The sequence below is a fragment of the Yoonia sp. I 8.24 genome (assembly GCF_022096995.1).
GTDB lineage: Bacteria > Pseudomonadota > Alphaproteobacteria > Rhodobacterales > Rhodobacteraceae > Yoonia.
Genome location: NZ_JACXGQ010000005.1, coordinates 325,856 through 348,261, shown reverse-complemented (window position 1 = coordinate 348,261; position 22,406 = coordinate 325,856). Strand labels below are relative to the sequence as shown.

Genomic DNA, 22,406 nt, shown 5'->3' with positions numbered 1-22,406 from the left:
ATACACTTATGTTAAACCGCATTTTCTTCTCAGGCCTCATCAGCGCCATGCTTGTCGCTAGCACCGCACAAGCCGAGAATGTCGAAATCTATCTGACAGATATCCTCGACAACACACAAGACGGCTATTGTGTTGATATCGCCGGCGGCAAAGGTGCGCAGGCAGATCCGGCCAACGGCTTGCAAGGCCACACGTGCTACAGCCCACTTGGTGAACTGCTTGTCGACCAAATTTTCGACACCGAAAAATTCGCCGACGGTCTGCTGTACATGCCAGAATTCGACGTCTGCGCGCAGGCCGCGTCGACCGAAGCAGGCGCCACACTTGCGCTGGCCGATTGTGACGGCAGCGCAGCGCAATCTTTCGTCTTTTCTGGCGAAGGTACGATCACACCTGCCTCTGCAACCGACATGTGCTTTACCGTCGGTGAGGACACACGGTCTGGCCGCAGCGACACCAACCAAATCAAAGCCCTGACGTTGGAAGTTTGTGACGCGGATAGCGCCGCCTATCAAACTTGGGCGACACGCACAGAATAATGGGCGCATTAGGCAGTTTTGTCTGACCCTAAAAACTGCGTCGGGCCATTCGTGCCCGGCGCAACACCAAATAGAATCGAATCATCCGCCAGCTTTGATGGAGCGTCGGAATAGGCTAGGGCTGATCAACAAAAAAGACGGTTCCAAGTCCTGCGATTGTCAAGATTTGAGTCCAGACCGCGTCAAGCCATGCAGTTCCGAACAGATTTGGCCAAGTCGAGATCGTGGCATGACGGCAAAAACCAAGTGATCTCTTGCAGGATATCGGGTTGGTTTTCGACCGGACTGACGCCGCCTGAAAGCAGCACAACCGGCAGGTAAACAAGCATGGGAAACATGGCGAACTACGCGATGGACCGGGCCAACGTGGCGCGCATGAAGCCAATTGCAGCCGTGGCAAAGATAAACAGCGCGGTCCCCACAAACAACTGCAGCCCACCGCTTATGCGCTTTCGCCCGCGTCTATCTGCGTGTCGGTCGCTGTACTGCGTGCATTCAAATCACGGGTACGATCAGACTGTCATGATCACCCGTCGCGTACCAGACGGACAAAATTGAAAATACGCTGTGCATCACCCTGAGGGCCGTTTCCTTTTGGAAAATCTGCGGGATCACCAAGCTTTGGATCAGATCGCTGCGACCCTGCGCCATGCACATCCGTCCAGACATCATCGAAATAGCCCATCGCCCGGCCAAAGCTGACGTAAGCACCAGCCCCGCCCTCTACGTCGGTCCAATTGGCGTGGGTGGTCGACGACCAGATCCACCCATAATCGACCTGCCCGGCTTCATTGGTGATTGCGGCGCTCGCAAAAACTGGATCAATCGCGGGCGAATCCGTTGTATCAGGTGAACGTGTGTAATCTACGATCGCTTGCAATTCCTTGACATTGGGCACGCGCCAATCGTCGTGGCCAAGGTAGGTCTCGGCATTGGCTGTCTGCGCATATGCCAGCGCATCCTCCCAACTGATTGCCTCGCCATTGTCGGCTTGGGTCCACATCAGCCCACTGGATGCATCCGTTACAATGCCGTCGCCGTTATCAGTGAAATCATTTACGCCATAGCCCGTGTCACCGCGCACATACATGACAAAGAATGTCTTGTCGCGTCCATGCAATTCAAGGCCATAGCCTTTGATCCGACCATCCGCGAAGTTGACCCCAAACAAAGCTGCGTCATTTGTGGCGTTCGTGCCCGAGACGTACAGCGTGCTTGACGCCATCTGGCTGTCGATAATCCGCTCACCCGCGTCGGTGTCGCCATAGGCAAAGTCGAAGTAGTCGCGGTCAATAAACGGGATAAGGCCAGAGGTGTCCTCGCTCTCATATCCCGATGGATCAACGCCATCGAAATCCATCAGCGAATACATTTCCTTGATGGTCGGAAGGCGCCAATCGTCATAGCCGCCAAGATCAAAATCCGCGGCACCAGCCAATGCAGCCTCATAGCTCATCTTGTCTTCGGCAAGAATATCGCCGTCACCGTTCATGTCAGGCGTCTTGGCCCACATCAAGCCCGTGACATTGTCGGTGACAGTGCCATCACCATTGTCGGTATAGCTGGGTTGGGTGCCATCAAACTGGGCATCTTGGCCGTAAAACGCGACGCCTGCTGAGGGGCACTCAATAGCGTTGCTTGCGTCAAAACAGCTGCTTTGCCCCGTATCGACAATCGGGAATGTGGGCTGCGCGGTTGCTGTTTGCGCCAGCGCAGCAATCGCAAGAACCGTTGTAAGGTTCAGTGGTGTTTGGGTCATTTGTAGTGCCTCTTTGAAATGATTAGGTAGGCCATGTATCGAAAGGCTGCTTTTCAAGCTGCATTGCACCGTCCGTGCCACGGTAGATATTGATCCAGGCGCGCCAGTTTTCGTCGTCCACCTCTGGATAATCCAGCCGGTAGTGACTGCAGCGGCTTTCCGTGCGCATCAGCGAGGCGCGCATCTTCATTTCCGCGCTCAGGATCATATTGCGGGTTTCATGGGCCAAGCGTAGTTCGTGCATGTTGGCTGCGCGCAACATCGGGGCATGGTGGTCCCGCAGCTCTTCAACATAGGCGAGCGCGGCGGTCATCATCGACGCCTTTTTGATATAAAGCACGAAGTTCGGGATCATGATGCCTTGTAGGGTTTGTGTAACCCATGCGGGGCCATACCCTGCCTCGCGGCGCAAGGGCGCAAGGATTTCGTCGGTAAATTCAATCAGGCGATCATCGCTAATGACGGGGGTTTCCACTGTGTCGGCAAATTCTGCTGCCGCCTCGCCCGCGATGGCGCCCTGCACGGCAGACCCCGCAAGCGACGACCCGATTTGTGTGTAAATACCGCCCGCCATATGGCTACCAAGCGCATCGCCCGCCGCATAAAGACCTGCGATGTTAGACGCGCAACGATCATCAAACGGAACCAGCCCTTCGGATTTATGGATCGCCATCCCAGCCGAGGCACCGCCCACATTCGCACTTGCCGCAAAGCCGGGGGGCGGGCCACCGGGGGCACCGCCTTCGCCAGAGGGGGGGGCACCGAGCGCGCCACCTTCCCCGTCACCCGAAGGCTGACCAACATTTTGAAATTCCTCGGGCACATAGGGCCCGCCGTCTACGGCTTCGGTAGGCTGCACCGCACCGGTCCCACCAGAGACCGGGTTGCCCGTCACATAGGCGCGGTAGTTGATGTCGACGCCCAGATCGTGATGCACCTCGACGCCATTTGTCGATGGGACACGTTCAAACATGTCGCCCCAATTGTCATAGCAGGCGGCGGGGTTCACGCTGCGGGTCGAATGGCCATCGTTCCATTCTTTGCCTGTGACCTTGGCACCAATTTCATAGGCCATGATCGTGCCATCATGGGTCAGATCGCCAAGTGGGAAACCGCTTGGCTTAAACCCGCCCGCACCTGTGCAAAGAATCACTGATTTGGCCCGAATAGTGACTGTTTCTTCGGCATCGACGCGGAAACCTGCAGCACCCGCAATGCGCCCGTCCTCTTTGATTAGATGGGTCACAACAACGCGTTCAAGCAGCGGGATGTTACGTTCTTCGATAGGCTTAATAAACGGGCGATTCGCCAGCGTTTGATCGAAGAAGCCCCAATCACGCAGTTCCTGCGCGCGGGCCATCGAGTGCACCGCCAACTGGCGCGTGTAAGTCGGGTTGTTTGTGCCAAGCGCCGAACGTGACACTGTATCGACGAAATCATCGATGGTGCCGCTTTCTGTATCCGGGTCAAACACGAAGAAACCCTTGCCAAACGGCGTCAGGCCGGATGCGCCCAAGCGTCCTTTGGACACGATCATTGTGGCCGCGCCCGCATCATGCGCCTTTACAGCAGCAAAAAGCCCCGCCATTCCGCCACCAATAACCAAGACATCCGTCACGTGGTCTGTGTTGGTAATCGCGTCCACGTCAATTTCAACATTGTTTTGCGCCCATGCCGCCATGCCAAGCGAGGCGATGCCAGCGGTCGCGCCAGATAGGGCAAGGAACTCGCGGCGGGTTGGTGATGTTGTGTCGTTTAGATCGGTCATGTCACGGCCCCTTTGGACGTCGGTTTCGATTTGGGCGTTTTTGCGCCCCAATACATCTGGGCCAGCATCGCAAAACCAAGCACGGCCACAGTGATAAAGAAGGCCGACATGGCAGCGTCAGTATGGCGGCCCAAGGCAATTGCGTGCCACAGCGCCAACACGGTAAACGTCACCGCGAGCCCCCCATGAAAATACCGCCAACCGCGATAGCGCAGCTTAAAACGCGGGATCAGTTTCTTGCGAAAAAACGCGGTGATGCTCAGCATCAGCAACAAGCACCAAGCCACAATGCCTAGAATGATACCAATATTTCCAAGGTCAGTGATCATGGTGATAAATGCGTCCCACGGTTTTATCCCGCCTTCCCAATGACGCGGTAATACGATCAGTGCCGGGTGCAGCAGAATGACGACGACTGCGGAATAGGCGATATATTTATGGAATTTCTGAACTTGCGGCGGTTTGAACAGGCTCAGCAGGGTTTCGTTGCTCCGCGCGAGAAAGAATTGCCCCAGCATCATCGAAAGAGCCAAGAGCGTCGCGATGGAAATCGCTTCTTTTAGCACCGTACGGCGTGGGGCATCGCCCAATGTGTAGAATAAGACCGGCAGCCCGACGAAAATGAAAAGGCCCGCGATGATCGCATATTTTTGTGCAGAAAGCTTCATAGTCATCCCCAAGGCAAGATCACAGGAATGGATTTTTCCGGTGCCATCTCGATGGCATCAACGGGGCAATACATCCGGCAAAGGTGGCAGATTTGGCAGTCGGCAGCATGGGCGATATACGCCTTGTTCCCGTCCATGCGGATGACATCGCAAGGGCAAGACTTTACGCATTCCTCGCACCCGATGCAGCCGCTGATACTTTTGATTGTCATGTTCTCTATCCAGTCAGTGTTTTCTGATTATGCCCAAGGGGGCGCGGCAAGGATGAAATGTGTCAGCACCGCATCGACGGCGTAGAACCCCCAATGCAGGCTATAAGCCCACCGAAACCCGCTATTGGCCCGTAAATAGAGATAAGGAAGCAAGGCCCCGAACGCGGTGGCGGAGATGGTAAAACGGGTGACATATGTCGGGGTGAAACCATCAAATGCTAACAGCAGATGGAAACTGCCAAAGGCCAAGGCCATCCCTAAAGTAATCGTGGACAGGCGATACCCGGCACGCCCCGCGGTGAGAATGATCGCTGCGGCCAATACTTGTTGAAACAGAATTTCAGCTGATTTTGGCAAATAGTACCAAGCCGATGCGAACATGAAATCTGGCGGTTCAGAGGGCGCGCGCAATTCGGATACATTTGGCAAAAGCGGTAGGCCATAAATCACAAACAGCGCAAAGCACCCAAGGATCGATACAAGTATTACCGCTTCGCGTGTCATCGTGTTGGGGTTCACGCTTTCGGCGATCAAAGATCGGAAAGACCATAGCGCGATGGCGCTCCAAGCAAGATAGTAGGCGGTGAAGAGTATCGGCGCGCTATCATACCCAGCTTCAAACGCGAAACTATCTTTGATCAAGTAATAGCCTTGGCTAGAAACGACCCAAAGCATTGCCGCGATCATGTCAGCATACCCCATCCGCCCCAGCGCATTGGGGGCAAGTGCGCCCTGACCCGGCGCATTGCTTGGGGTCGTTATGGCCATCGGTGATTATTACCCTGCATGAGACAGGACCTTTCTTAGCACGCAGCATTTTGCGTTTTTCGAGATATAATAGCCGGGCACTTAAGATGCCCCTATTCTTAGTATTTACACGGCGACATCTGTGTTTTCCGTCGTTCAAAGTTCAAGAATTCATCGTGCGTCACTCCGACCACATGCACGTGTGCAGTGTCTTCGAAATCACTTTACGCATAGATTCGATTTTGTTTCGTGATCTAGGTCAAAGGCAAAGCGCGCGACGCATCAGAGACACAAAGAACGCTGTAAGAGCCTACCAACTTTATCACCCGCGCTTGCGTCTTTTGTCCTTTTTCAAGGCCTCAAACCCGATAATCACGTCCAAAAGCTCATTCGTAATTTCGCTTTGACGCATCGCACGTGTGTCGGCTTTTAGCGCGTCTAACCTGTCATCAACCGATTGTTCAGCCTGCTGCATGAGCGCAAGGCGCGCGGCGTTTTCAGTCACCATCGCTTCGGCCGCAGCCCGATACAGGCTGGCAAAAAGATGTTCGTGGATCAGCGCCAAAAACAAGTCATCCGGGGGCATCGTGAAAAACGGCAAGCTACGCGACACCCAAGGCTTGCTCCGAAACCCCTCGATGAGGCCAGCATCAAGCGGGAGAAGCGGTTTTATCTCAGCAGTTTGTAATCCTTGCGCGCCTTGAGCAAAAAAAGCGACCGTAACGGCAATATCTGAACCGGGGGTTTTCATGCGAATACCGTCCAGTTCAAGCGTCAACAGGTTCGCAAGCCGCCCGATTCCGTCAACCGAAGCAGGTGGCATGAAGGTTTTTTCGACTTTGATACCAAGATCAGAAAGCGCCCCTGCCATTTGTGCGCCCACACATAGGACGATCTTTTCGGGGTCTATATTGGGCGCCGCTTGGGCTGCCAAAGCATCGTTGTAGTTGCCGCACAGCCCGTGATCCGACCCGAAAACAATGATCACTTGCGACGCAGACCGCGATGCCTGCGCTTTCATTGGAGGTGACTGGGACAAGAACGCATGCAATCCGGTCAGCACTGTCTGATGATAAGCCTCAATCGCGCGGGCGGCCTGTTCATAGGGGGCCGCGTTGATGACCGACAGTGATTTCATGGTGTGCACGACACTGCGAATGCCTTGCATGCTTGTGGTGCGACGGGCCAGAACCTCAAGTGATTGGGTCATTGGTGCCCCCTACCGACGCCCGCGCCTGCTGGCCTAGCGCAGCCATTCGCGCGCGTATCGCGTCATCAATGGGTTCATTCTGGGCTATCATTTGTGCGATATCATCCAATTCATGGGCGGCAGCGGCCCTGAGTTCTGCCATAACCGCAAAAATCCCTGCCTCGTCCAGCCCATCGAACTGGCCATCCATTGCCGCAACCAACACCGTCAACTGTTCAACGGCCGCAATGGGATCACGTTCGGATTGCCGCAATGATGCCCGTACAGCAGCACCCCGTTGCAGACGCGCGCGCGTCGCATCGTCAAGACGGGTGCCAAACCGCGCGAAGTCTTCCAATTCTTCAAACTGCGACAAGGTCACGCGCAGGTTCCCCGCAACGGATCGAAACGCTTTGCTTTGTGCCTTTCCGCCCACGCGGCTGACGGAAACGCCTAAATCCACCGCAGGAAATTGGTTTTTTCGGACCAGTCGTGGAGAGAGGTAAATCTGCCCATCTGTGATCGAAATAAGATTTGTCGGAATATAGGCAGATAGGTTTTCAGCCTGTGTTTCGACCACGGGTAAAACCGTGATCGACCCATCTCCCGCGGCCTCTGTGAATTGGCCTGCGCGTTCTAGCAAGCGCGCATGGATATAGAAAATATCGCCCGGAAACGCCTCGCGGCCCGGCGGGCGTCGCAGCAACAAAGACAATTCGCGATAAGATCGCGCATGGTGGGTAAGATCATCCAAGACTACCAGCACGTCGCGCCCCTGCGCGGCAAAGGATTCTGCAATCGTAAGCGCGCTATAAGGTGCGATGTAGGCCAGCCCTGCGGCCTCCTCGTCACCTGCGGCCAGAATGACAGTCCGCTCTCGCATGCCACCCTGCGTGATCGCGCCGATGACCTTGGCCACGGCGTCACCGCGCTGTCCAATCGCACAGTAGATGCAAACCACATCCGTGTGCTTTTGGTTCAAGATTGTGTCCACCGCCAAAGATGTCTTGCCGGTTTGTCGATCCCCGATCACCAGTTGGCGTTGCCCCAGACCGATTGGCACTGCCGCATCTACGGCCTTGATCCCCGTAGCTAGAGGTCGCGAAATTGCTTTGCGTTCCAGAATTTCTGGGGCTTCCGATTCAACTGGGCGCACGGAGTCGCTATCTGTGGGGCCCTTATCATCAATGGGCAACCCACGTGCGTCAACGACGCGTCCCAGCAGGCTAGGGCCCACATGTGTGCTGACAACGGTATGCGTGCGAAAGACGTTTTGTCCGACCCCGATATTGTCGGAAGGACCCAATAGCACAACGCCCAAACGGCCGGGTTCAAGATCAAGAACAATACCCTGCACACCATTTTCAAACGCCAGAACCTCGTCTGACAAAGCGCGTTCTAGCCCCGTCACAACGGCAATCCCGTCCGCAACTTCGGCAACCTGCCCGATTTCGCTTAACTGCGGAGCGGGGGCTGGGCTTTCCAGCAACGCTTTCACCATCTTTTCAAGATTGGTATCGATTATAGAAGGGTCAGTTTGCATCGTTATACCCTTGGCCCGTTGCCAAGCCGGTCATCGACCGAGGCCGCGAGCCCGTCGATGTATGAATCAACGGTCCACGCCAGCTGCGCCCCACCAATGCGCAACATAATCCCCGGCGATTGGGCCTCATCCACTTCGAATGTGACCGCTACCTGCGGGAACATGATTTCCAGCTCTGCAACCAAATCGTCCTGCACGGATTGCGCCAAGGCGCTGTGGCTGACAACGATCGCTAAGGCCCCATCGCCAGCAGCAGCGTTCAGATCTGCTGCCATTGGTTTCAGCTGTCGCGCCAGATTGCGCGCGATACGATCCTCTAGCGTCTCATCGGCCAAATCGTTCAATGCTTTGCGGGTCAACGATAACAACGCATCTGCGCCCGCAAGCTGCAAACGGGCGGTATATTTATGCGCCTCATCATCCATATGCGCCTGCCAGCCTGCGCGTTCAGACTCCATTTGATTGCGCGCCTCAGCCAGCAAGGTATCGCGCTGATCCTCGGCCGACTTTCGGATGGTTTCGGACATTTCAGCCTGCGACACATGCAATTTCTGCAATTTTTCGTGGTATTCCTCGGTAATTGCCTCCGCCCCATCTTTTGCATCCACAGCCTCGGTCATACGTTGGGTAATCTCGGCTTCGCGGGCGTCGATTCCATCGAGAATGGGGCGGTAAAGGAACCGCTTTAGCAGCCAGACAAGTACCAAAAAATTGGCAATCTGCGCACCAACAGTCATCCAGTCGATGGACATGATTTAGCCCCCTGTGGACTGCGAGGCCGCAAGCGCTGCTATCCAGAACGGGTTCGCGAAGATCAGGATCATGGCGACCACAAAGCAATAGATCGCCGTTGATTCGATCATTGCAAGGCTAACAAACAACGTGCGTGATATTGTCGGGGCCGCATCGGGCTGCTGCGCAATTGCATTCAGGGCATTGGCGGCAGCGCGCCCTTCACCCAGTGCGGGTCCGATCGCGCCGAAAGAAACGGTCAAACCTGCGGTGAAGATTGAAACGGCGGCAATGATAGCAAGTTCAGTCATAAGATATCCTTTTCAGGCTGGGAAGGAGGCGCAGTGGCGCTGGAAATGTAAACCGTCGCCAAGATTGCAAAGATGTAGGCTTGGATCATGCCGGTCAGCAGACCCAACACATCCATCACGACAGGAAAGAAGAAAGGAGCTACCGTCAGCAAAATAGCCGCGATCACGGCCCCGCTCATGATGTTGCCATACAAGCGAATTGCGAGCGAAATACCGCGGGAGAATTCTGAAATGATGTTAAACGGCAGCATGATGAACGATGGTTCAAGATAGGTCTTGAGATAGCCACCAAGACCCCGGCTGCTTACACCGAACAGCGGCACCGCAATCAATACCGATATCGCAAGCGCAGTTGTGGTCGAAAGTGATGATGTCGGGGGCTCAAACCCCGGAACAACAAGCAACAGATTCGATACCGCAACAAATAGAAACAGCGTCCCCGCGAAGTACAGCAAATGCCGCGACGGGCCCGGCGCAATTTCCGCGATCTGGCTTTGAATGCCTTTGACGATCACCTCTAGCGTTGTGCGCCACCTGTTTGGCGGCACGTCTGGGCGCAAGTTGCGGGTGATCAACATTGATGCGCCCGTCAGTAGGATCATCACAAACCAAGTATAGAAAATGGTGGCATTTATCGGCAGGCCCCATAGCGTGAACATGACCGTGTTATCGGGGGTTAAGTTCATGACGCCGACGCCCCACGCGGCCCAATGGGCGCAAATGTCGTGGCAATAAATCGTGTCAGAAAGAACGCCAGAGCATAACCAACAGCGGCCCAGGGTCCGGCCTGCGTGGCAACGATCCACCCCACAGCAAGCAAAACAGTTATGCGCAAAACCGCGCTAAGCACCAATGCCTTTACCGGGCTTTCACTGCGCAGCGCATGCCGCATGCCGAACGCTAAGCCCCAGAAGAAGAGCGCGCCCGTTATGGTTCCGATACCGCCGCCCAGCGCGACGGCAGCCCAATTAACAGCCATCATTTGTCGTCTCCTTCTTTACTCATCCAAGATGCGGCAATGAACGCCCCCACCACAACACCGCCTAAGATCAGCGCAATGGTCCACGAAAAGGATTGTGGCGCTTTCCCATCAAGCCGATGACCCAAGAACGCACCGCCAACCGTTGGCACAGCAACAGACCAGCCAATCATCCCAAACGTGCCAATCCCACGCAGCGGGCTTGGCCCCGGATTATCGCGGATCGCTTTCATCCGCCTTGCTTGGCGCGTGATATCATCCGTGGATTTATCCGGTTTCGCTGTCATTGCGCTGGCCCCGCGAGTTCAGAAAAGTGACGCACCATCGTTGCCTCTAGCCGCGAAAGGGCGGCACGTGCCTGCCGTTCGTCTTCGTCCATCTGCACAAAACTTGCCGCAACCGAAGCGCGCAGACTTTCCAGATCATCTCCTTGGACACCGCGACGTGCTGTGACCGTAACGTAATGACCCTGTTTGACCAAAAGCCCTGCATCGAGGCCAAAGAATGCCTCTGACCCATCCGCGAGCGTAAGCGTAGCCACCGACGGCACCGTCGCAGAGACAAAATCAACATGGTTCGGCAATATCCCGAAGGCGCCATTGGGGGCCACCGCTGTCAACCGGGTTGCTTGGCCATCGAACAAGGTCCGGGTCGGCAGCCGCAAGGTGACTTGCATTTCAGCCGCGACCGTCATGTTGCTGCCTCCAGATCATCCAATCCGCCAATCATATAATAGGCGCTTTCAGGCAGATCGAATGTGGTTTGACCTAGAATTTCTTCACAGCCGTTCAGCGTGTCTGCGATTGGAACGCGCTTACCGGACATCCCGCTGAACGACCCGGTGGTAAAGAATGGTTGAGTCAAGAACCGCTCGAGCCTACGGGCCCGGGCAACAGTCGCCCGATCATGCGATGACAGCTCCTCCAGGCCCAACATCGCTATGATATCGCGCAGTTCTTCGTAATCGGCCAGCGTGCGGCGCACCGCGCGCGCGATCTCATAATGGCGCTGGCCAACCACCGCAGGCGTTAACATCACAGACGCAGAGGCGAGCGGATCAACCGCTGGATAAAGCCCTTCGCTCGCGCGTTTGCGCGACAACACGACCGACGCAGACAGATGCGAAAAGATATGCGCGGCGGCGGGATCGGTGAAATCATCCGCTGGGACATAAACGGCTTGGATCGACGTAATCGCACCCCGTTTTGTGGATGTGATACGTTCTTCGAGCGCAGCGAGTTCCGTTGCCATTGTCGGCTGATAGCCAACCCGCGACGGCATACGCCCCATAAGGCCGGACACCTCAGAGCCCGCCTGTACAAAGCGGAAAATATTATCAATTAAAAGCAAGACATCTTGCCCTTTGTCATCGCGGAAGTACTCGGCCATTGTCAGCGCGGTATTCCCAACGCGGAACCGCACGCCGGGGGCTTCGTTCATTTGGCCAAACAGCATAACCGTGTTCTCGCGCACGCCTGCTTCGCCCATTTCACGGTAGAGTTCTTCGGCCTCACGAGACCGTTCACCGATACCGCAAAACAGGCTGACGCCTTTGTGCTGTTGCACGGTGTTGTTGATGAGTTCGGTAATCAACACGGTCTTGCCAACCCCAGCCCCACCGAACAGCCCCGTTTTCCCGCCCCGCTCAATCGGCGATAGAAGGTCGATAGCTTTGATGCCTGTTTCCAAAATGCGCGATTGTAAGACGCGTTCGTCCAGCTTTGGGGCGGCACGGTGGATAGACCGCTGTTCCGCGCCAATTGGCGGTGCGCGACCGTCGATGGGCGCGCCAAAGACATTAAGCATCCGGCCAAGAACGGCGTCACCAACGGGCACATTTATCGGGCCACCCGTCGCCCGGACAATCATCCCAAGACCCAGCCCGCGCACCGGCGCCATAGCCATTGCACGCACCACGCCTTCACCGATCAACCCCGAGACCTCAAGTGCGACATCACCCGCAAAAAGCAATTCATGAATACGCGGGACGGTTCCGGGAAACATCACATCGACGACGCCACCGCGAATTGCGACAATCCGCCCCTCAGTCGAGGGAAGGCTCTGGCTTTGCGAAGTCTTTTTAACCTGAGCACCTGCGGACATCGACGTCCCCTTTTTTTCACGTCGCCCTGACTACTTCTCCAGCGACGACTTGCGGTTCCCTCCGCTGTACTAGTTATACAAAAACCGGGGACATGTGATTGATGTAGGTCAATAGCCCCGCATCCCAAATCGTTTAGTTTTCCCATTAGCTTTGGTCGAATCGGAAAGGTTGTTCGATGGCGAACATCACCACATTGCATGACAATCAAACCACCGACGTCGCTGCCCTACCCCTAAGCCGTCGTGGTGAATTCCCGGTGCCTTACAGCACGATGAATGAACGCAATTCCGACCACACTTCGATTACACAAGCGATTGATAGGGGGCTCAACGCTGCACATGCGCGTTTCACTGGTGGGTTATCCCCAATCGCGCTTGCGGCAGCATTTTCGGACTGGGCGCTGCACCTCTACTCTGCCCCCGGAAAGCAATGGGAGCTGGCAGAGAAAGCGGCAAAGAAAGCTGGTCGTTTTGCGAGTTTCGCGACATTGAGCGCCCAAAGCCCCGACACGCCCGCACAATGCATCACTGCGCTGCCGCAAGACAAGCGGTTCAATGGGGAAGAATGGAATAGATGGCCGTTCAACGCGATGTCACAGGCATTTTTGTTAAACCAACAATGGTGGCACAACGCGACAACTGACGTCGAAGGCGTGACTAAGCAGCACGAAAACGTCGTCACGTTCACTGCACGCCAAATTCTAGATGTATTCTCTCCGTCGAACTACCTGTTCACCAATCCGCAAGTACTGGCCAAAACCTATGAACAAGGCGGCATGAACCTATGGCGCGGCTGGCAGAATTTCATCGAAGACGTCTCCTTGCGCAACGCTGAACAAAAACCGGTGGGCAGCGACGCTTTCGTCGTCGGTAAAAACATGGCGACGACCCCGGGTAAAGTCGTCTATCGCAACCACCTTATCGAATTGATCCAGTATGCGCCAACAACGGACAAGGTGCGCCCTGAACCCATTTTGATCGTGCCTGCATGGATCATGAAATACTACATCCTTGATCTTACCGAACGGGATTCACTGGTGCGGTATCTGACAGAGCAGGGCTTCACCGTGTTCATGGTTTCTTGGAAAAACCCGGATGCCGACGATCGCAACCTGGGAATGGATGACTATCTATCACAGGGCATCATGCAAGCCATCACAGCCGCTTCACAAATCAGCGGTAGCCCTGAAATTCACGCGGCGGGATATTGTTTGGGTGGCACGCTGCTATCCATCGCAGCAGCGGCGATGGCACGCGACAATGATACCCGGCTTAAGAGCCTGACGTTGCTCGCAGCACAGGTCGATTTCACGCAAGCAGGCGAGCTGACGTTGTTTATTAATGACAGCCAGCTGACCTATCTTGAAGATATCATGTGGGACAAAGGGTATTTGGACGCGACGCAAATGGCGGGCGCATTCCAGTTATTGCGATCCAACGATCTGATTTGGTCACGTATTATTCATGACTATCTCATGGGTGAACGGTCGCCAATGATCCCACTGATGGCATGGAACGCAGATGCGACGCGAATGCCGTATCGGATGCATTCTGAATATTTGCGGAAGCTGTTTCTTAACAATGATCTTGCAGGAGGACGCTACCGCGTGGGGGATCAACCCGTCGTAGTGTCCGACATCCGCGCTCCTGTGATTATCGTTGGGACCGAACATGATCACGTGGCACCTTGGCATTCGGTCTATAAATTCAATTTGCTATCAGACACCGATGTCACATTTGTTTTAACCAGCGGAGGGCATAATGCGGGCATCGTATCGGAGCCAGGCCACCCACGCCGCCACTACCGCATGCGCGCAAAAACAAAGGACTCACCCTATCAGGATCCGGACACCTGGATGGCAGAAGCCGAAACTTTGCACGGATCATGGTGGGTAGAATTCGCAGAATGGTTGGGAGATCGGTCGGGCGAACCCGTTGATCCACCCGCAATCGGAACCGCAGAATATGAACCAATATGCGACGCTCCCGGCACCTATGTCTTTCAGGAATAATCACAAATGTTGAAAACCCTTCTTAACGGCAAACGCGGACTTATTGTCGGAATCGCAAACGAAGATTCAATCGCAGCAGGTTGCGCAACCGCGTTTCGCGAAGCTGGTGCAGAACTCGCGGTGACCTATGCCAGCGAAAAATCCAAACGCTTTGTCGCACCGGTTGTGGCGAAACTGGACGCACCGCTGTTCATGCAGCTGGACGTCCAGGACGATAGCCAAATGAAGGCCGTATTTGACGCAATCGACTTTGAGTGGGGATCGCTAGACTTCATGCTGCATTCCATCGCCTTTTGCCCCAAGGACGACCTGCATGGCCCCGTTAGCGCGTGTTCAAAAGAAGGGTTCGCACAGGCCATGGATATTTCAGTCCATTCACTGATCCGAATGACGCGCTTGGCCATGCCGTTAATGAAAAACGGCGGCAGCATCCTCACCATGAGCTATTATGGCGCTGAAAAAGTCGTCGATCATTACAACATCATGGGGCCAGTCAAATCAGCGCTAGAAGGCACGGTCAGATACCTCGCGGCCGAACTAGGGCCGCAACAGATCCGCGTCAACGCCATCTCACCGGGCCCGCTGCAAACGCGGGCGGCATCTGGAATCGACCATTTTGACGAATTGATTGACGACGCAAGAACACGCGCGCCAGAACAAGGCCTCGTAACGATCAAAGATGTCGGACACATGGCGGTCGGGATGGTCAGTGATTTCTCGCAAAAAGTGACGGGCAACACCTCTTATATCGATGGCGGGTACCACGTGCGCGCGTAACAAAGGTCAACAGCCATGCAATATATCGAAAATAGGACTTTCGACGAAATTCAGGTCGGCGACGTCGCAGAGCTAACCAAAACGCTGCGCCACGACGACATCGAGCTTTTCGCGGTCATGTCAGGTGATGTGAACCCCGCCCATGTAGACGAAGAATATGCCCAGTCAGATATGTTTCACAAAGTCATCGCCCACGGCATGTGGGGTGGCGCGCTGATCTCTGCGGTTTTGGGCACCAAACTTCCCGGCCCCGGAACGATCTACCTAAACCAAAGTTTAAGTTTTCGCCGGGCGGTGGGCTTGGGTGACACTGTGACGATCCGTGTGACCGTCGCAGATAAAGCTCTCAAAAATCACAAAGTCACGTTGGATTGCCTATGCGTCAATCAAGACGGCGAAACTGTGATCGAAGGGCAGGCACTGGTCATCGCCCCAACCGAAAAGGTCCGCCGCCCGCAAGTCAACCTCCCCGAGGTTCATCTGCATGAACGCGGCGCGCGGTTTGGCGCTTTGATCGCTGACGCCTCTACCTTGCCGCCGGTCCGCACGGCCGTCGTCCACCCCTGCGATCCATTATCGATAGACGGGGCTGCGCAGGCCGCGGCCAAAGGTATGATCATCCCAATTTTGATCGGGCCTTTAGCTAAAATTCAGGCCGCGGCCACGGAAGCAAACTGTGATATATCCGGTTTTGAGATCATCGACGCCCCCCATAGCCACGCCGCTGCACAACAAGCCGTAGACATGGCCCGCGCGGGCGAGGTCAATATGTTGATGAAGGGCAAGCTCCATACTGATGAGCTATTAGAGCCAGTCGTCAGCCGCGAAATCGGCCTGCGCACGGAACGCAAGATGAGCCACCTTTATATCCTGGATGTTCCTAATCATCCCAAGCCACTGATCATAAGCGACGCCGCCATCAACATATTTCCCGACCTGCAAACGAAACGTGACATCGTGCAAAACGCCATTAATTTGGCCCATGCTCTTGGTATTGCGGCCCCCAAAGTCGCTTTGCTGTCTGCGGTTGAAACGGTGACCCCGCGCATCCCGTCCACGCTTGATGCGGCGGCGCTTTGTAAAATGGCGGACAGAGGGCAGATCGAAGGGGGGCAGCTTGACGGACCATTGGCTTTTGACAACGCGATATCCGAAGCCGCCGCCAACGCAAAAGGCATCCAATCACACATCGCTGGCGACGCCGATATCTTGATAATGCCCGACCTTGAAGCCGCAAATATGGTCGCGAAACAGCTGATCTATCTGGCGGGCGCTGATGCCGCAGGGATCGTGTTAGGCGCGCAGGTGCCAATTGTTCTTACCAGTCGCGCGGATAGCGTTATGGCGCGGCTAACCTCTACCGCAATGGCGCAACTATATGTGCATTTTCATGAAGAAACCGCGGTATGACCGGCACTTACCTGACGTTAAACGCAGGATCATCCAGCATCAAATTTGCGATTTTCGGCAGCGACGATGGAACCGAAAATCCCGTGCTAAAGGGCAAAATCGCAGGCATCGGTAGCGCGCCGGTTTTTTCGGCGCAGGATGCCGAAAACATGCCTATCGACTCCGCAGCGATGGCCCATATCGATGCATCGCTAGATCATGAAGACCTTCTTGCGCGTTTGCTTTCTTGGCTACGTGCATATCAGGGTGACCAGCCGCTTGTCGGCGTCGGGCACCGGGTTGTGCATGGCGGCAAAAAGTATTCTGGGCCCGCGCTCATTTCACAAGCCGTTCTGGCGGAGCTCGAGGCGCTTATTCCACTTGCGCCGCTCCATCAACCGCACAACATCGCTGCAATACGTGCGGTCGCGCAATGGGACCCGCACCTGCCTCAGATAGCGTGTTTCGACACCAGCTTTCATCGCACGCAAGACCATCTCGCGCAGCTTTTCGCATTACCCCAAGCTTTCACAGCTGAAGGCGTCATCCGCTATGGGTTTCACGGGCTTTCCTATGACTACATCGCAAGCGTGCTGCCCAAGTACTTTGCAGACAAGCCAAGCAGCCGGGTGATCGTCGCCCATCTTGGCAACGGGTCCAGCATGTGCGCCATGAAAAACCGCCAAAGCATGGCGACAAGCATGGGGTTTACCGCGCTTGACGGCCTGATGATGGGACAGCGCTGCGGGACATTGGACGCTGGTGTGGTGCTCTATCTGATGCAAACCAAAGGAATGTCTGCGCCCGAAATCGAAAACCTATTGTACAAACAATCCGGTCTCTTAGGGGTATCAGGTCTCAGCAATGATATGCGGGTCCTACAGGATCGCGACACGCCGGAAGCGCGCGAAGCAATTGAGCTATATTGCTATCGTGCCGCCGCGCATCTGGCCGGGTTGGTACCTGCCATCGGCGGGTTGGATGCGCTCATATTCACTGCCGGTATCGGTGAAAACTCGGCATTGGTACGCCATTTGATATGCGACAGATTGGCGTGGCTCGGTATTGAATTGGACGAAACGGCGAATAAGCAAAACGCAGTGACGATCAGTACCGATTCGGCGCGTGTAACAACATGCGTCATCCCCACAAACGAAGAGGCCACTATCGCGGCGGCCTGCCAACAGGCCTTTAGTTAAAGTCCAACGTTCATGCGCGGCATTTGACTTCGGTCAACGCCACCGCGCCACGAAACGTTACACTTGCGCCACATCTCCACGAATCAACAAGGAAATAAGATGACAAAGAAAGCAAAACCAACAGTGCATGAAACACTCTTTCCGTCATTCCCAGGTTTCGGGACTGATTGGATGGAAACCATGACCCAAATGGGAAATGAAGTGATGGAATTTGTCGCGGCGCGCATCAAAGAAGATGTGCAAGCCCAGCAAGAGCTGATGCAAGCCAAGGACTTCGCCGAAGTTCAAGCCGTGCAAGCAAAATTCTTCCAAGGTGCAATGGATGATTACGCCGCCGAATTCGCTAAAATGATGGAGATCGGCACAAAAGGCACATCTAAAACAGGAGCGCACGCCACCCCGGTTTAAACCCAAACTGAAGAAAGGTCTCACAATGAAAAATACTACAATTCTCATTGCCGTCAGTAGGGAAACTTCTTCTGGTGACCTCAGCAAGAAGCTTGAATCTATCCGTGCTGTTCGGGCTCATGCGACGGTTATTGTCGTCAACGAAATGCCCGTTGTGCCTTACTATAGCTATGGAATTCCGCCTTACGGTACGACCGAAATACCCGATGATTGGCGTGCCGAAGTTGCTGAAAACAAACGCGCAGCGGCAGCCAAGGTCGCAGAGATCAAGCTGCTGCTCGAAAAACATGGTGTTTCAGGCGGCGTGTCTGCGATTTCATGTGAACCGAACGCGATCGGGCACAACATCGCACAGCAGGCCATGGTATGTGACATTGTCTGGGTCAGCGAAGACCTGCGCAAACACGCGACGGTCTTTGATCAGTTACTGCATGGCGTTTTGTTCAAATCTCCTGTTGGGGGTGCTGATAAACGACGCAAAAGCAAGCATGCTGAATGCGCCGGAAACGGTCTTTGTGGCGTGGAACACGCAGTTGCAATCTGCACGCGCGGTTCACCTGGCGTTGCCAGCCCTGCGCCACGCGGAAGAGGTGATCATCGGCTCAATCGACCCCGTAAAGACAGAGTGGCGCGACGGCGAAGACCCCGGTGTTGACATCGCAAAATGGCTGTCCAATCACGGCTGCAATGTAACCCTGCGCCAGTTCCCAAGCGGTGGTCAGGACATCGCAACCTGTATCTTGGATCTTTCTAAAGAGGCAGGTGCAGATCTTATCGTTTCTGGTGCCTACGGTCACTCCAGAACCCGCGAAGCGATTTTTGGCGGCACAACACGGGATTTGATCAAACAAACCGACCAAGCCGTGTTTATGGCGCACTGACCAATTTCCTCCACAAAGTTGGGCACCCGGTCACACCTAAGTGACCGGGTGCTCTTATTTTGTGGAGTCGTGGGATGCTTGTTTTGTCTTTTGGTACCCTTCAGCATCACCAAATTCCAAAAAATCGGGATAATGTGGGTGCATGCCATCCATCCGTTTGGCGTGTTTGATCGGACACCAATGTTTTTCCGTACGCCCAGCAATTTCACGGGCATAAGCCAGTAAACCATTGCCATACGAACAATACAGACAATTGAATTTTTCGAGACCGTTCAAGTAGGCTAAATGCTTGCGATCAAAGGTAATATAGTCTGAACGCTTGACCTTTTGGATGCGATACACAGGAAAGCAAACGGTCTGATAAATCGTCACAAACACATCCAATAGGACAAACGGAATAATCATTGCATAGATGACAGGTGCCGTCAGCACGACCAATGGGCGTGCATCGGATAGGTAAGACGCGAGCCTTTGTTTCACGGCTGCGTGCTGTTTTTGAATATCGCGTTCAAAGACAATGCGCCGCTGTTGGATCTGGTATTTGAAATCACGTCGATGGCGCGCAATTTCATCATCGAGCTCGGCCTCCAAAGCCTTAATACGCGCCCGAATTTGGTCGATGACATCAGACACGATTATACCCTTCCCCAATGGTTCGGTTATTTAAGGGGGCGGCATGATGACAGCGCGCGTCCATTGCGATCAGTTCTTGCGCTTTGAGACATAGGGCGATTTCAGAACAATTCCGCATGCGTTTCATTCCCCTCGCAGGTTGTGCTGTACCAATGCTGCAGACCGCGCAATCAACACCATCGCCGTGCCGGTGCTCACAAAATCAATGCCAACCATCAACCCTAAGACCACCGCAGAGGCTTCGGGTAAGGCCGCAAAGATATAGAGGCCCAAAGCGATACTGATCAGTGCAGAAAATCCGGCCCATGCCCAGCCCAGTGCTGGTCTGATCCACAGGGCAATGATGGCTTGGGCGAGCCCGGTTATCAACAAGATCAACGCCACAAGAACCGTGAGCGCAACAAGCCCTTCAAGCGGGTAGGACAACATCAAAACCCCGCCGATCAATGTGACAAGACCTGCACCAATATTCCACGCAAACACACCCGTCCTGCGCAAAGAGAATGCGCCTATCACCGCAAGCGCCCCGCTGACGGTCAACAACCAGCCGATCATCAATTCAACAACCAATGAACTCAGGAGCGGGGCCGCAATCGCGGCGACGCCAAGCAGGATCATCACCACCCCGCCCCACAAAATACCCTTTTGCATCTTTGTCACGAAAGCTGCGGGCCCATTGTTCAAAAATCCGTCGTGGTCGCTTGTCATGTTCTTTTCCTTCGCGCGAATGGGATCTGGGGTAGATTTGCCACAGCAAATGGCGCTATTCGCTCCTGCCATGGATGTGGCCATCTCGACCCGAATGGCCGTTCAGAATTTTTTCAGCAATGTGCTTAATGGCAACTTGAAGTGTCTCAACACTGTCGAACACGCCGACTGCTTCAGGGGTATTGATATAAGTTGTATGATTGGTAGTCATCTAAGACCTCGATTCTGCTACCACCATACTAACGACAGAACGGACCAGATGATTGACGCAGGTCAATTGCCGAACACAATCGACGTACTCGGCTCGCTCAGTTGATCAATTTTGCGCGGAGTTTCAAGAAACTCAACAGGTTTTCATGGTTTCCCGTGACATTATCGCGGGGTCCTGAATCCTAGGCTGGCTTCAACTTGCTGTAAAACCGCTTGAGCCTGACACCCAGGCGCATCACCCACCCAGGAACCTTTGGCATCCAAGATGCTACTGCCTTTTCGTATGCTTGGCGTTGTTGTTGCCGCTTTGCCCATTCAACGACCGACGGGAAGGGACGAAAATCGAATCCAAGCATGTTCAGTAACACATATTGCGGCAACCAAGCGACGTCAGCGAGACTTTGTGTATCCCCTACGAGGAACACGTGATCCTTGAGCCGGATTTCCACCCGGCCAAACACATCGGCAAGCATTTTGCGGGCCACTTCAATCTCTTGATCTGTGAACCCGTCAAGCGAGTGTTCATGAAACTGAACCAAAGACTTGTCGGACTGAATCTCCGCATAATGCTTCATGTCCGAACGTTTTTTCGAAGCGCCGCCCGTACTGCCATAAACCCATGTCTTGATCGCCTTCATATGTAAGGCAGCAGCAAGATCGAGCCATTCGCGGGCCTCATCGGCGCGCACGGGATCGGACGACAAAAGCGGCGGTTCTGGGAATTTTTCTTCTAGGTAATAAAGAATATCAGCCGATTCCGTCACAAGAACGCCATCGTCAACAATCGCAGGTACCAGCCCTTTAGGGTTGATTGCCAGATACCAATCTTTCAGGTTTTCTTGTTGGCCAAGGTCGATTTCATGAGACGTCCAGTTCAACCCCTTTTCTTCGAGCGCAATGCGAACCCGCATAGAGCAGTTGGAGATGCCCGCGTGATACAGGTGGATACCTTTAAGCGAAGCGATATCGGAATTGTCAGAGGGCAGGATCGGCATGGTATTTTCCCGGTTTTGGGTGGGGTTTGCGGGTTCTTATGCGCCACGCGCGGGTCTGGGGCGCAGATACCAATACCAAACGCGGTAGGCTTCGAGCACCGCGAGCGGACCGAAATGGACAAGCGCAGCAGAGACGCCGCCCCATTCATGGAGTGCAGCCCAGTGCAATAGAGTCATGACCGCAGCAACATAGGTCGTCCGCTGCAGCAGCTTCCATTTTGTCCCCATTGCGCGCACGAAATAATCTGATGACGTGATCCCGAGTGGAACGAAAATAAGAAAAGCAATCCAGCCGGTCCAAATGTAAAGCTTTGGAATATCGTTCAAAATTTGCTGAAGCGATCCGAGGTCAACCAGATAGATGACCGTGTGTGCCAAAGCATAAAAGAATGCGGCAACACCAAAGTAACGCCGGTTTTTCATAAGCCAGCGCGGGCCGCGCCAGCCACGAAAGATCAAAACAAGCGGCGAAGCCAACATCCCGATGATCATGAACCGCGCAGCGAATTCATCTGTCGGATGTAACGCGTCTTTTAGTGCGTCGGGGCCGGTTGCATTGATGATGCCCATCAGCGCGCCAAACCCCGGTAGCGCGAGCAGCGCCCAAAGCAAATAGGGAGAAAATCGTAACAGCATGTCTTATG

General features: G+C 54.5%; 27 protein-coding genes. 7 read left to right on the top strand and 20 right to left on the bottom strand.

Features of this window, described 5'->3' with window-relative positions; all coding sequences use genetic code 11:
- The first annotated feature begins 8 nt into the window (after nucleotides 1–8).
- On the top strand, nucleotides 9–539 hold the full coding sequence (locus Yoon_RS12510) for a ricin-type beta-trefoil lectin domain protein (protein ID WP_238112592.1): 531 nt from the start codon (nucleotides 9–11) through the stop codon (nucleotides 537–539).
- 182 nt (nucleotides 540–721) lie between these two features.
- Here the strand turns inward: Yoon_RS12510 and Yoon_RS12505 are convergent, their stop codons facing one another.
- The 15 genes from Yoon_RS12505 to atpD form a co-directional block, all read right to left on the bottom strand.
- Nucleotides 722–877: a hypothetical protein gene (locus Yoon_RS12505; protein WP_238112591.1), complete on the bottom strand. Its 156-nt coding sequence runs from the start codon at nucleotides 875–877 to the stop codon at nucleotides 722–724.
- A 188-nt stretch (nucleotides 878–1,065) separates the two neighbouring features.
- On the bottom strand, nucleotides 1,066–2,298 hold the full coding sequence (locus Yoon_RS12500) for a DUF1566 domain-containing protein (protein WP_238112590.1): 1,233 nt from the start codon (nucleotides 2,296–2,298) through the stop codon (nucleotides 1,066–1,068).
- A gap of 22 nt (nucleotides 2,299–2,320) precedes the next feature.
- The gene (locus Yoon_RS17950; protein ID WP_304957301.1) at nucleotides 2,321–4,066 is read right to left on the bottom strand and encodes an FAD-binding protein; all 1,746 of its coding nucleotides are present in this window, start codon (nucleotides 4,064–4,066) and stop codon (nucleotides 2,321–2,323) included.
- The gene (locus Yoon_RS12485) at nucleotides 4,063–4,734 is read right to left on the bottom strand and encodes a ferric reductase-like transmembrane domain-containing protein (RefSeq protein ID WP_238112589.1); all 672 of its coding nucleotides are present in this window, start codon (nucleotides 4,732–4,734) and stop codon (nucleotides 4,063–4,065) included. The genes Yoon_RS17950 and Yoon_RS12485 overlap by 4 nt, the downstream gene beginning before the upstream one ends.
- 2 nt (nucleotides 4,735–4,736) lie before the next feature.
- Entirely contained in the window at nucleotides 4,737–4,946 is a 210-nt protein-coding gene (locus Yoon_RS12480; protein ID WP_238112588.1) for a ferredoxin family protein, read from the bottom strand.
- A gap of 27 nt (nucleotides 4,947–4,973) precedes the next feature.
- The gene (locus Yoon_RS12475) at nucleotides 4,974–5,714 is read right to left on the bottom strand and encodes a hypothetical protein (RefSeq protein ID WP_238112586.1); all 741 of its coding nucleotides are present in this window, start codon (nucleotides 5,712–5,714) and stop codon (nucleotides 4,974–4,976) included.
- Nucleotides 5,715–6,015: 301 nt separating this feature from the next.
- Complete coding sequence (locus Yoon_RS12470) at nucleotides 6,016–6,903, bottom strand: FoF1 ATP synthase subunit gamma (RefSeq protein WP_238112584.1); 888 nt, start codon at nucleotides 6,901–6,903, stop codon at nucleotides 6,016–6,018.
- The gene (locus Yoon_RS12465) at nucleotides 6,887–8,425 is read right to left on the bottom strand and encodes a F0F1 ATP synthase subunit alpha (RefSeq protein WP_238112583.1); all 1,539 of its coding nucleotides are present in this window, start codon (nucleotides 8,423–8,425) and stop codon (nucleotides 6,887–6,889) included. Before Yoon_RS12465 ends, Yoon_RS12470 begins: the two co-directional genes overlap by 17 nt.
- Nucleotides 8,426–8,427: 2 nt before the next feature.
- A complete protein-coding gene (locus tag Yoon_RS12460) occupies nucleotides 8,428–9,177 on the bottom strand; it encodes a F0F1 ATP synthase subunit B (protein ID WP_238112582.1) in 750 nt (249 codons plus the stop codon).
- Between the two features lie 3 nt (nucleotides 9,178–9,180).
- Nucleotides 9,181–9,468 (bottom strand): F0F1 ATP synthase subunit C, encoded by a 288-nt coding sequence (locus Yoon_RS12455; RefSeq protein WP_238112581.1) that lies wholly within the window; start codon nucleotides 9,466–9,468, stop codon nucleotides 9,181–9,183.
- Nucleotides 9,465–10,154 (bottom strand): F0F1 ATP synthase subunit A, encoded by a 690-nt coding sequence (locus Yoon_RS12450; protein WP_238112580.1) that lies wholly within the window; start codon nucleotides 10,152–10,154, stop codon nucleotides 9,465–9,467. Before Yoon_RS12450 ends, Yoon_RS12455 begins: the two co-directional genes overlap by 4 nt.
- Nucleotides 10,151–10,450 carry an ATP synthase subunit I gene (locus tag Yoon_RS12445; protein WP_238112579.1) on the bottom strand — a complete coding sequence of 100 codons (300 nt, stop codon included), beginning with the start codon at nucleotides 10,448–10,450 and terminating at the stop codon, nucleotides 10,151–10,153. Before Yoon_RS12445 ends, Yoon_RS12450 begins: the two co-directional genes overlap by 4 nt.
- Nucleotides 10,447–10,734 (bottom strand): AtpZ/AtpI family protein, encoded by a 288-nt coding sequence (locus tag Yoon_RS12440; protein ID WP_238112578.1) that lies wholly within the window; start codon nucleotides 10,732–10,734, stop codon nucleotides 10,447–10,449. The genes Yoon_RS12445 and Yoon_RS12440 overlap by 4 nt, the downstream gene beginning before the upstream one ends.
- Nucleotides 10,731–11,141, bottom strand: a complete 411-nt coding sequence (locus Yoon_RS12435) for an ATPase (RefSeq protein ID WP_238112577.1) — start codon at nucleotides 11,139–11,141, stop codon at nucleotides 10,731–10,733. The genes Yoon_RS12440 and Yoon_RS12435 overlap by 4 nt, the downstream gene beginning before the upstream one ends.
- Nucleotides 11,138–12,550: a F0F1 ATP synthase subunit beta gene (gene atpD / locus Yoon_RS12430; RefSeq protein ID WP_238112576.1), complete on the bottom strand. Its 1,413-nt coding sequence runs from the start codon at nucleotides 12,548–12,550 to the stop codon at nucleotides 11,138–11,140. Before atpD ends, Yoon_RS12435 begins: the two co-directional genes overlap by 4 nt.
- Nucleotides 12,551–12,726: 176 nt before the next feature.
- Here atpD and Yoon_RS12425 point away from each other — a divergent pair, with 176 nt between their 5' ends.
- From Yoon_RS12425 to Yoon_RS12405, 5 genes are all read left to right on the top strand, one after another.
- Nucleotides 12,727–14,562 (top strand): alpha/beta hydrolase, encoded by a 1,836-nt coding sequence (locus Yoon_RS12425; protein WP_238112575.1) that lies wholly within the window; start codon nucleotides 12,727–12,729, stop codon nucleotides 14,560–14,562.
- 6 nt (nucleotides 14,563–14,568) lie between these two features.
- Nucleotides 14,569–15,339, top strand: coding sequence for an enoyl-ACP reductase FabI (gene fabI / locus Yoon_RS12420; protein WP_238112574.1), 771 nt, complete (start codon nucleotides 14,569–14,571; stop codon nucleotides 15,337–15,339).
- A 15-nt stretch (nucleotides 15,340–15,354) separates the two neighbouring features.
- Nucleotides 15,355–16,749: a bifunctional enoyl-CoA hydratase/phosphate acetyltransferase gene (locus Yoon_RS12415; protein ID WP_238112572.1), complete on the top strand. Its 1,395-nt coding sequence runs from the start codon at nucleotides 15,355–15,357 to the stop codon at nucleotides 16,747–16,749.
- Nucleotides 16,746–17,927 carry an acetate/propionate family kinase gene (locus tag Yoon_RS12410; protein WP_238112571.1) on the top strand — a complete coding sequence of 394 codons (1,182 nt, stop codon included), beginning with the start codon at nucleotides 16,746–16,748 and terminating at the stop codon, nucleotides 17,925–17,927. Before Yoon_RS12415 ends, Yoon_RS12410 begins: the two co-directional genes overlap by 4 nt.
- A gap of 99 nt (nucleotides 17,928–18,026) precedes the next feature.
- Nucleotides 18,027–18,335, top strand: a complete 309-nt coding sequence (locus Yoon_RS12405) for a phasin family protein (RefSeq protein WP_238112569.1) — start codon at nucleotides 18,027–18,029, stop codon at nucleotides 18,333–18,335.
- A gap of 183 nt (nucleotides 18,336–18,518) precedes the next feature.
- On the opposite strand, the gene Yoon_RS12400 is transcribed toward Yoon_RS12405, so the two are convergent.
- Nucleotides 18,519–18,710 carry a hypothetical protein gene (locus Yoon_RS12400; RefSeq protein ID WP_238112567.1) on the bottom strand — a complete coding sequence of 64 codons (192 nt, stop codon included), beginning with the start codon at nucleotides 18,708–18,710 and terminating at the stop codon, nucleotides 18,519–18,521.
- Between the two features lie 113 nt (nucleotides 18,711–18,823).
- Here Yoon_RS12400 and Yoon_RS12395 point away from each other — a divergent pair, with 113 nt between their 5' ends.
- On the top strand, nucleotides 18,824–19,216 hold the full coding sequence (locus tag Yoon_RS12395) for a universal stress protein (RefSeq protein ID WP_238112565.1): 393 nt from the start codon (nucleotides 18,824–18,826) through the stop codon (nucleotides 19,214–19,216).
- A gap of 54 nt (nucleotides 19,217–19,270) precedes the next feature.
- On the opposite strand, the gene Yoon_RS12390 is transcribed toward Yoon_RS12395, so the two are convergent.
- From Yoon_RS12390 to Yoon_RS12375, 4 genes are all read right to left on the bottom strand, one after another.
- Entirely contained in the window at nucleotides 19,271–19,849 is a 579-nt protein-coding gene (locus Yoon_RS12390; protein ID WP_238112564.1) for a hypothetical protein, read from the bottom strand.
- A gap of 123 nt (nucleotides 19,850–19,972) precedes the next feature.
- The gene (locus tag Yoon_RS12385; protein ID WP_238112563.1) at nucleotides 19,973–20,557 is read right to left on the bottom strand and encodes an HdeD family acid-resistance protein; all 585 of its coding nucleotides are present in this window, start codon (nucleotides 20,555–20,557) and stop codon (nucleotides 19,973–19,975) included.
- 392 nt (nucleotides 20,558–20,949) lie between these two features.
- Entirely contained in the window at nucleotides 20,950–21,762 is an 813-nt protein-coding gene (locus Yoon_RS12380; protein ID WP_238112562.1) for a glutathione S-transferase family protein, read from the bottom strand.
- A gap of 36 nt (nucleotides 21,763–21,798) precedes the next feature.
- Nucleotides 21,799–22,398 carry a sulfite oxidase heme-binding subunit YedZ gene (locus Yoon_RS12375; RefSeq protein ID WP_238112561.1) on the bottom strand — a complete coding sequence of 200 codons (600 nt, stop codon included), beginning with the start codon at nucleotides 22,396–22,398 and terminating at the stop codon, nucleotides 21,799–21,801.
- Nucleotides 22,399–22,406: the final 8 nt, after the last annotated feature.

Coding starts and splice junctions, on each gene's coding strand:
- Yoon_RS12450 (WP_238112580.1), bottom strand. CDS start 10,154: ATGAACTTAACCCCCGATAACACGGTCATGTTCACGCTATGGGGCCTG.
- Yoon_RS12510 (WP_238112592.1), top strand. CDS start 9: ATGTTAAACCGCATTTTCTTCTCAGGCCTCATCAGCGCCATGCTTGTC.
- Yoon_RS12410 (WP_238112571.1), top strand. CDS start 16,746: ATGACCGGCACTTACCTGACGTTAAACGCAGGATCATCCAGCATCAAA.
- Yoon_RS12505 (WP_238112591.1), bottom strand. CDS start 877: ATGTTTCCCATGCTTGTTTACCTGCCGGTTGTGCTGCTTTCAGGCGGC.
- Yoon_RS12485 (WP_238112589.1), bottom strand. CDS start 4,734: ATGAAGCTTTCTGCACAAAAATATGCGATCATCGCGGGCCTTTTCATT.
- Yoon_RS12435 (WP_238112577.1), bottom strand. CDS start 11,141: ATGACGGTCGCGGCTGAAATGCAAGTCACCTTGCGGCTGCCGACCCGG.
- Yoon_RS17950 (WP_304957301.1), bottom strand. CDS start 4,066: ATGACCGATCTAAACGACACAACATCACCAACCCGCCGCGAGTTCCTT.
- Yoon_RS12395 (WP_238112565.1), top strand. CDS start 18,824: ATGCTGAATGCGCCGGAAACGGTCTTTGTGGCGTGGAACACGCAGTTG.
- Yoon_RS12455 (WP_238112581.1), bottom strand. CDS start 9,468: ATGACTGAACTTGCTATCATTGCCGCCGTTTCAATCTTCACCGCAGGT.
- Yoon_RS12405 (WP_238112569.1), top strand. CDS start 18,027: ATGACAAAGAAAGCAAAACCAACAGTGCATGAAACACTCTTTCCGTCA.
- Yoon_RS12425 (WP_238112575.1), top strand. CDS start 12,727: ATGGCGAACATCACCACATTGCATGACAATCAAACCACCGACGTCGCT.
- Yoon_RS12415 (WP_238112572.1), top strand. CDS start 15,355: ATGCAATATATCGAAAATAGGACTTTCGACGAAATTCAGGTCGGCGAC.
- Yoon_RS12385 (WP_238112563.1), bottom strand. CDS start 20,557: ATGACAAGCGACCACGACGGATTTTTGAACAATGGGCCCGCAGCTTTC.
- Yoon_RS12460 (WP_238112582.1), bottom strand. CDS start 9,177: ATGTCCATCGACTGGATGACTGTTGGTGCGCAGATTGCCAATTTTTTG.
- Yoon_RS12400 (WP_238112567.1), bottom strand. CDS start 18,710: ATGTCACATACCATGGCCTGCTGTGCGATGTTGTGCCCGATCGCGTTC.
- Yoon_RS12445 (WP_238112579.1), bottom strand. CDS start 10,450: ATGATGGCTGTTAATTGGGCTGCCGTCGCGCTGGGCGGCGGTATCGGA.
- Yoon_RS12500 (WP_238112590.1), bottom strand. CDS start 2,298: ATGACCCAAACACCACTGAACCTTACAACGGTTCTTGCGATTGCTGCG.
- Yoon_RS12465 (WP_238112583.1), bottom strand. CDS start 8,425: ATGCAAACTGACCCTTCTATAATCGATACCAATCTTGAAAAGATGGTG.
- fabI (WP_238112574.1), top strand. CDS start 14,569: ATGTTGAAAACCCTTCTTAACGGCAAACGCGGACTTATTGTCGGAATC.
- Yoon_RS12480 (WP_238112588.1), bottom strand. CDS start 4,946: ATGACAATCAAAAGTATCAGCGGCTGCATCGGGTGCGAGGAATGCGTA.
- atpD (WP_238112576.1), bottom strand. CDS start 12,550: ATGTCCGCAGGTGCTCAGGTTAAAAAGACTTCGCAAAGCCAGAGCCTT.
- Yoon_RS12380 (WP_238112562.1), bottom strand. CDS start 21,762: ATGCCGATCCTGCCCTCTGACAATTCCGATATCGCTTCGCTTAAAGGT.
- Yoon_RS12475 (WP_238112586.1), bottom strand. CDS start 5,714: ATGGCCATAACGACCCCAAGCAATGCGCCGGGTCAGGGCGCACTTGCC.
- Yoon_RS12375 (WP_238112561.1), bottom strand. CDS start 22,398: ATGCTGTTACGATTTTCTCCCTATTTGCTTTGGGCGCTGCTCGCGCTA.
- Yoon_RS12440 (WP_238112578.1), bottom strand. CDS start 10,734: ATGACAGCGAAACCGGATAAATCCACGGATGATATCACGCGCCAAGCA.
- Yoon_RS12470 (WP_238112584.1), bottom strand. CDS start 6,903: ATGACCCAATCACTTGAGGTTCTGGCCCGTCGCACCACAAGCATGCAA.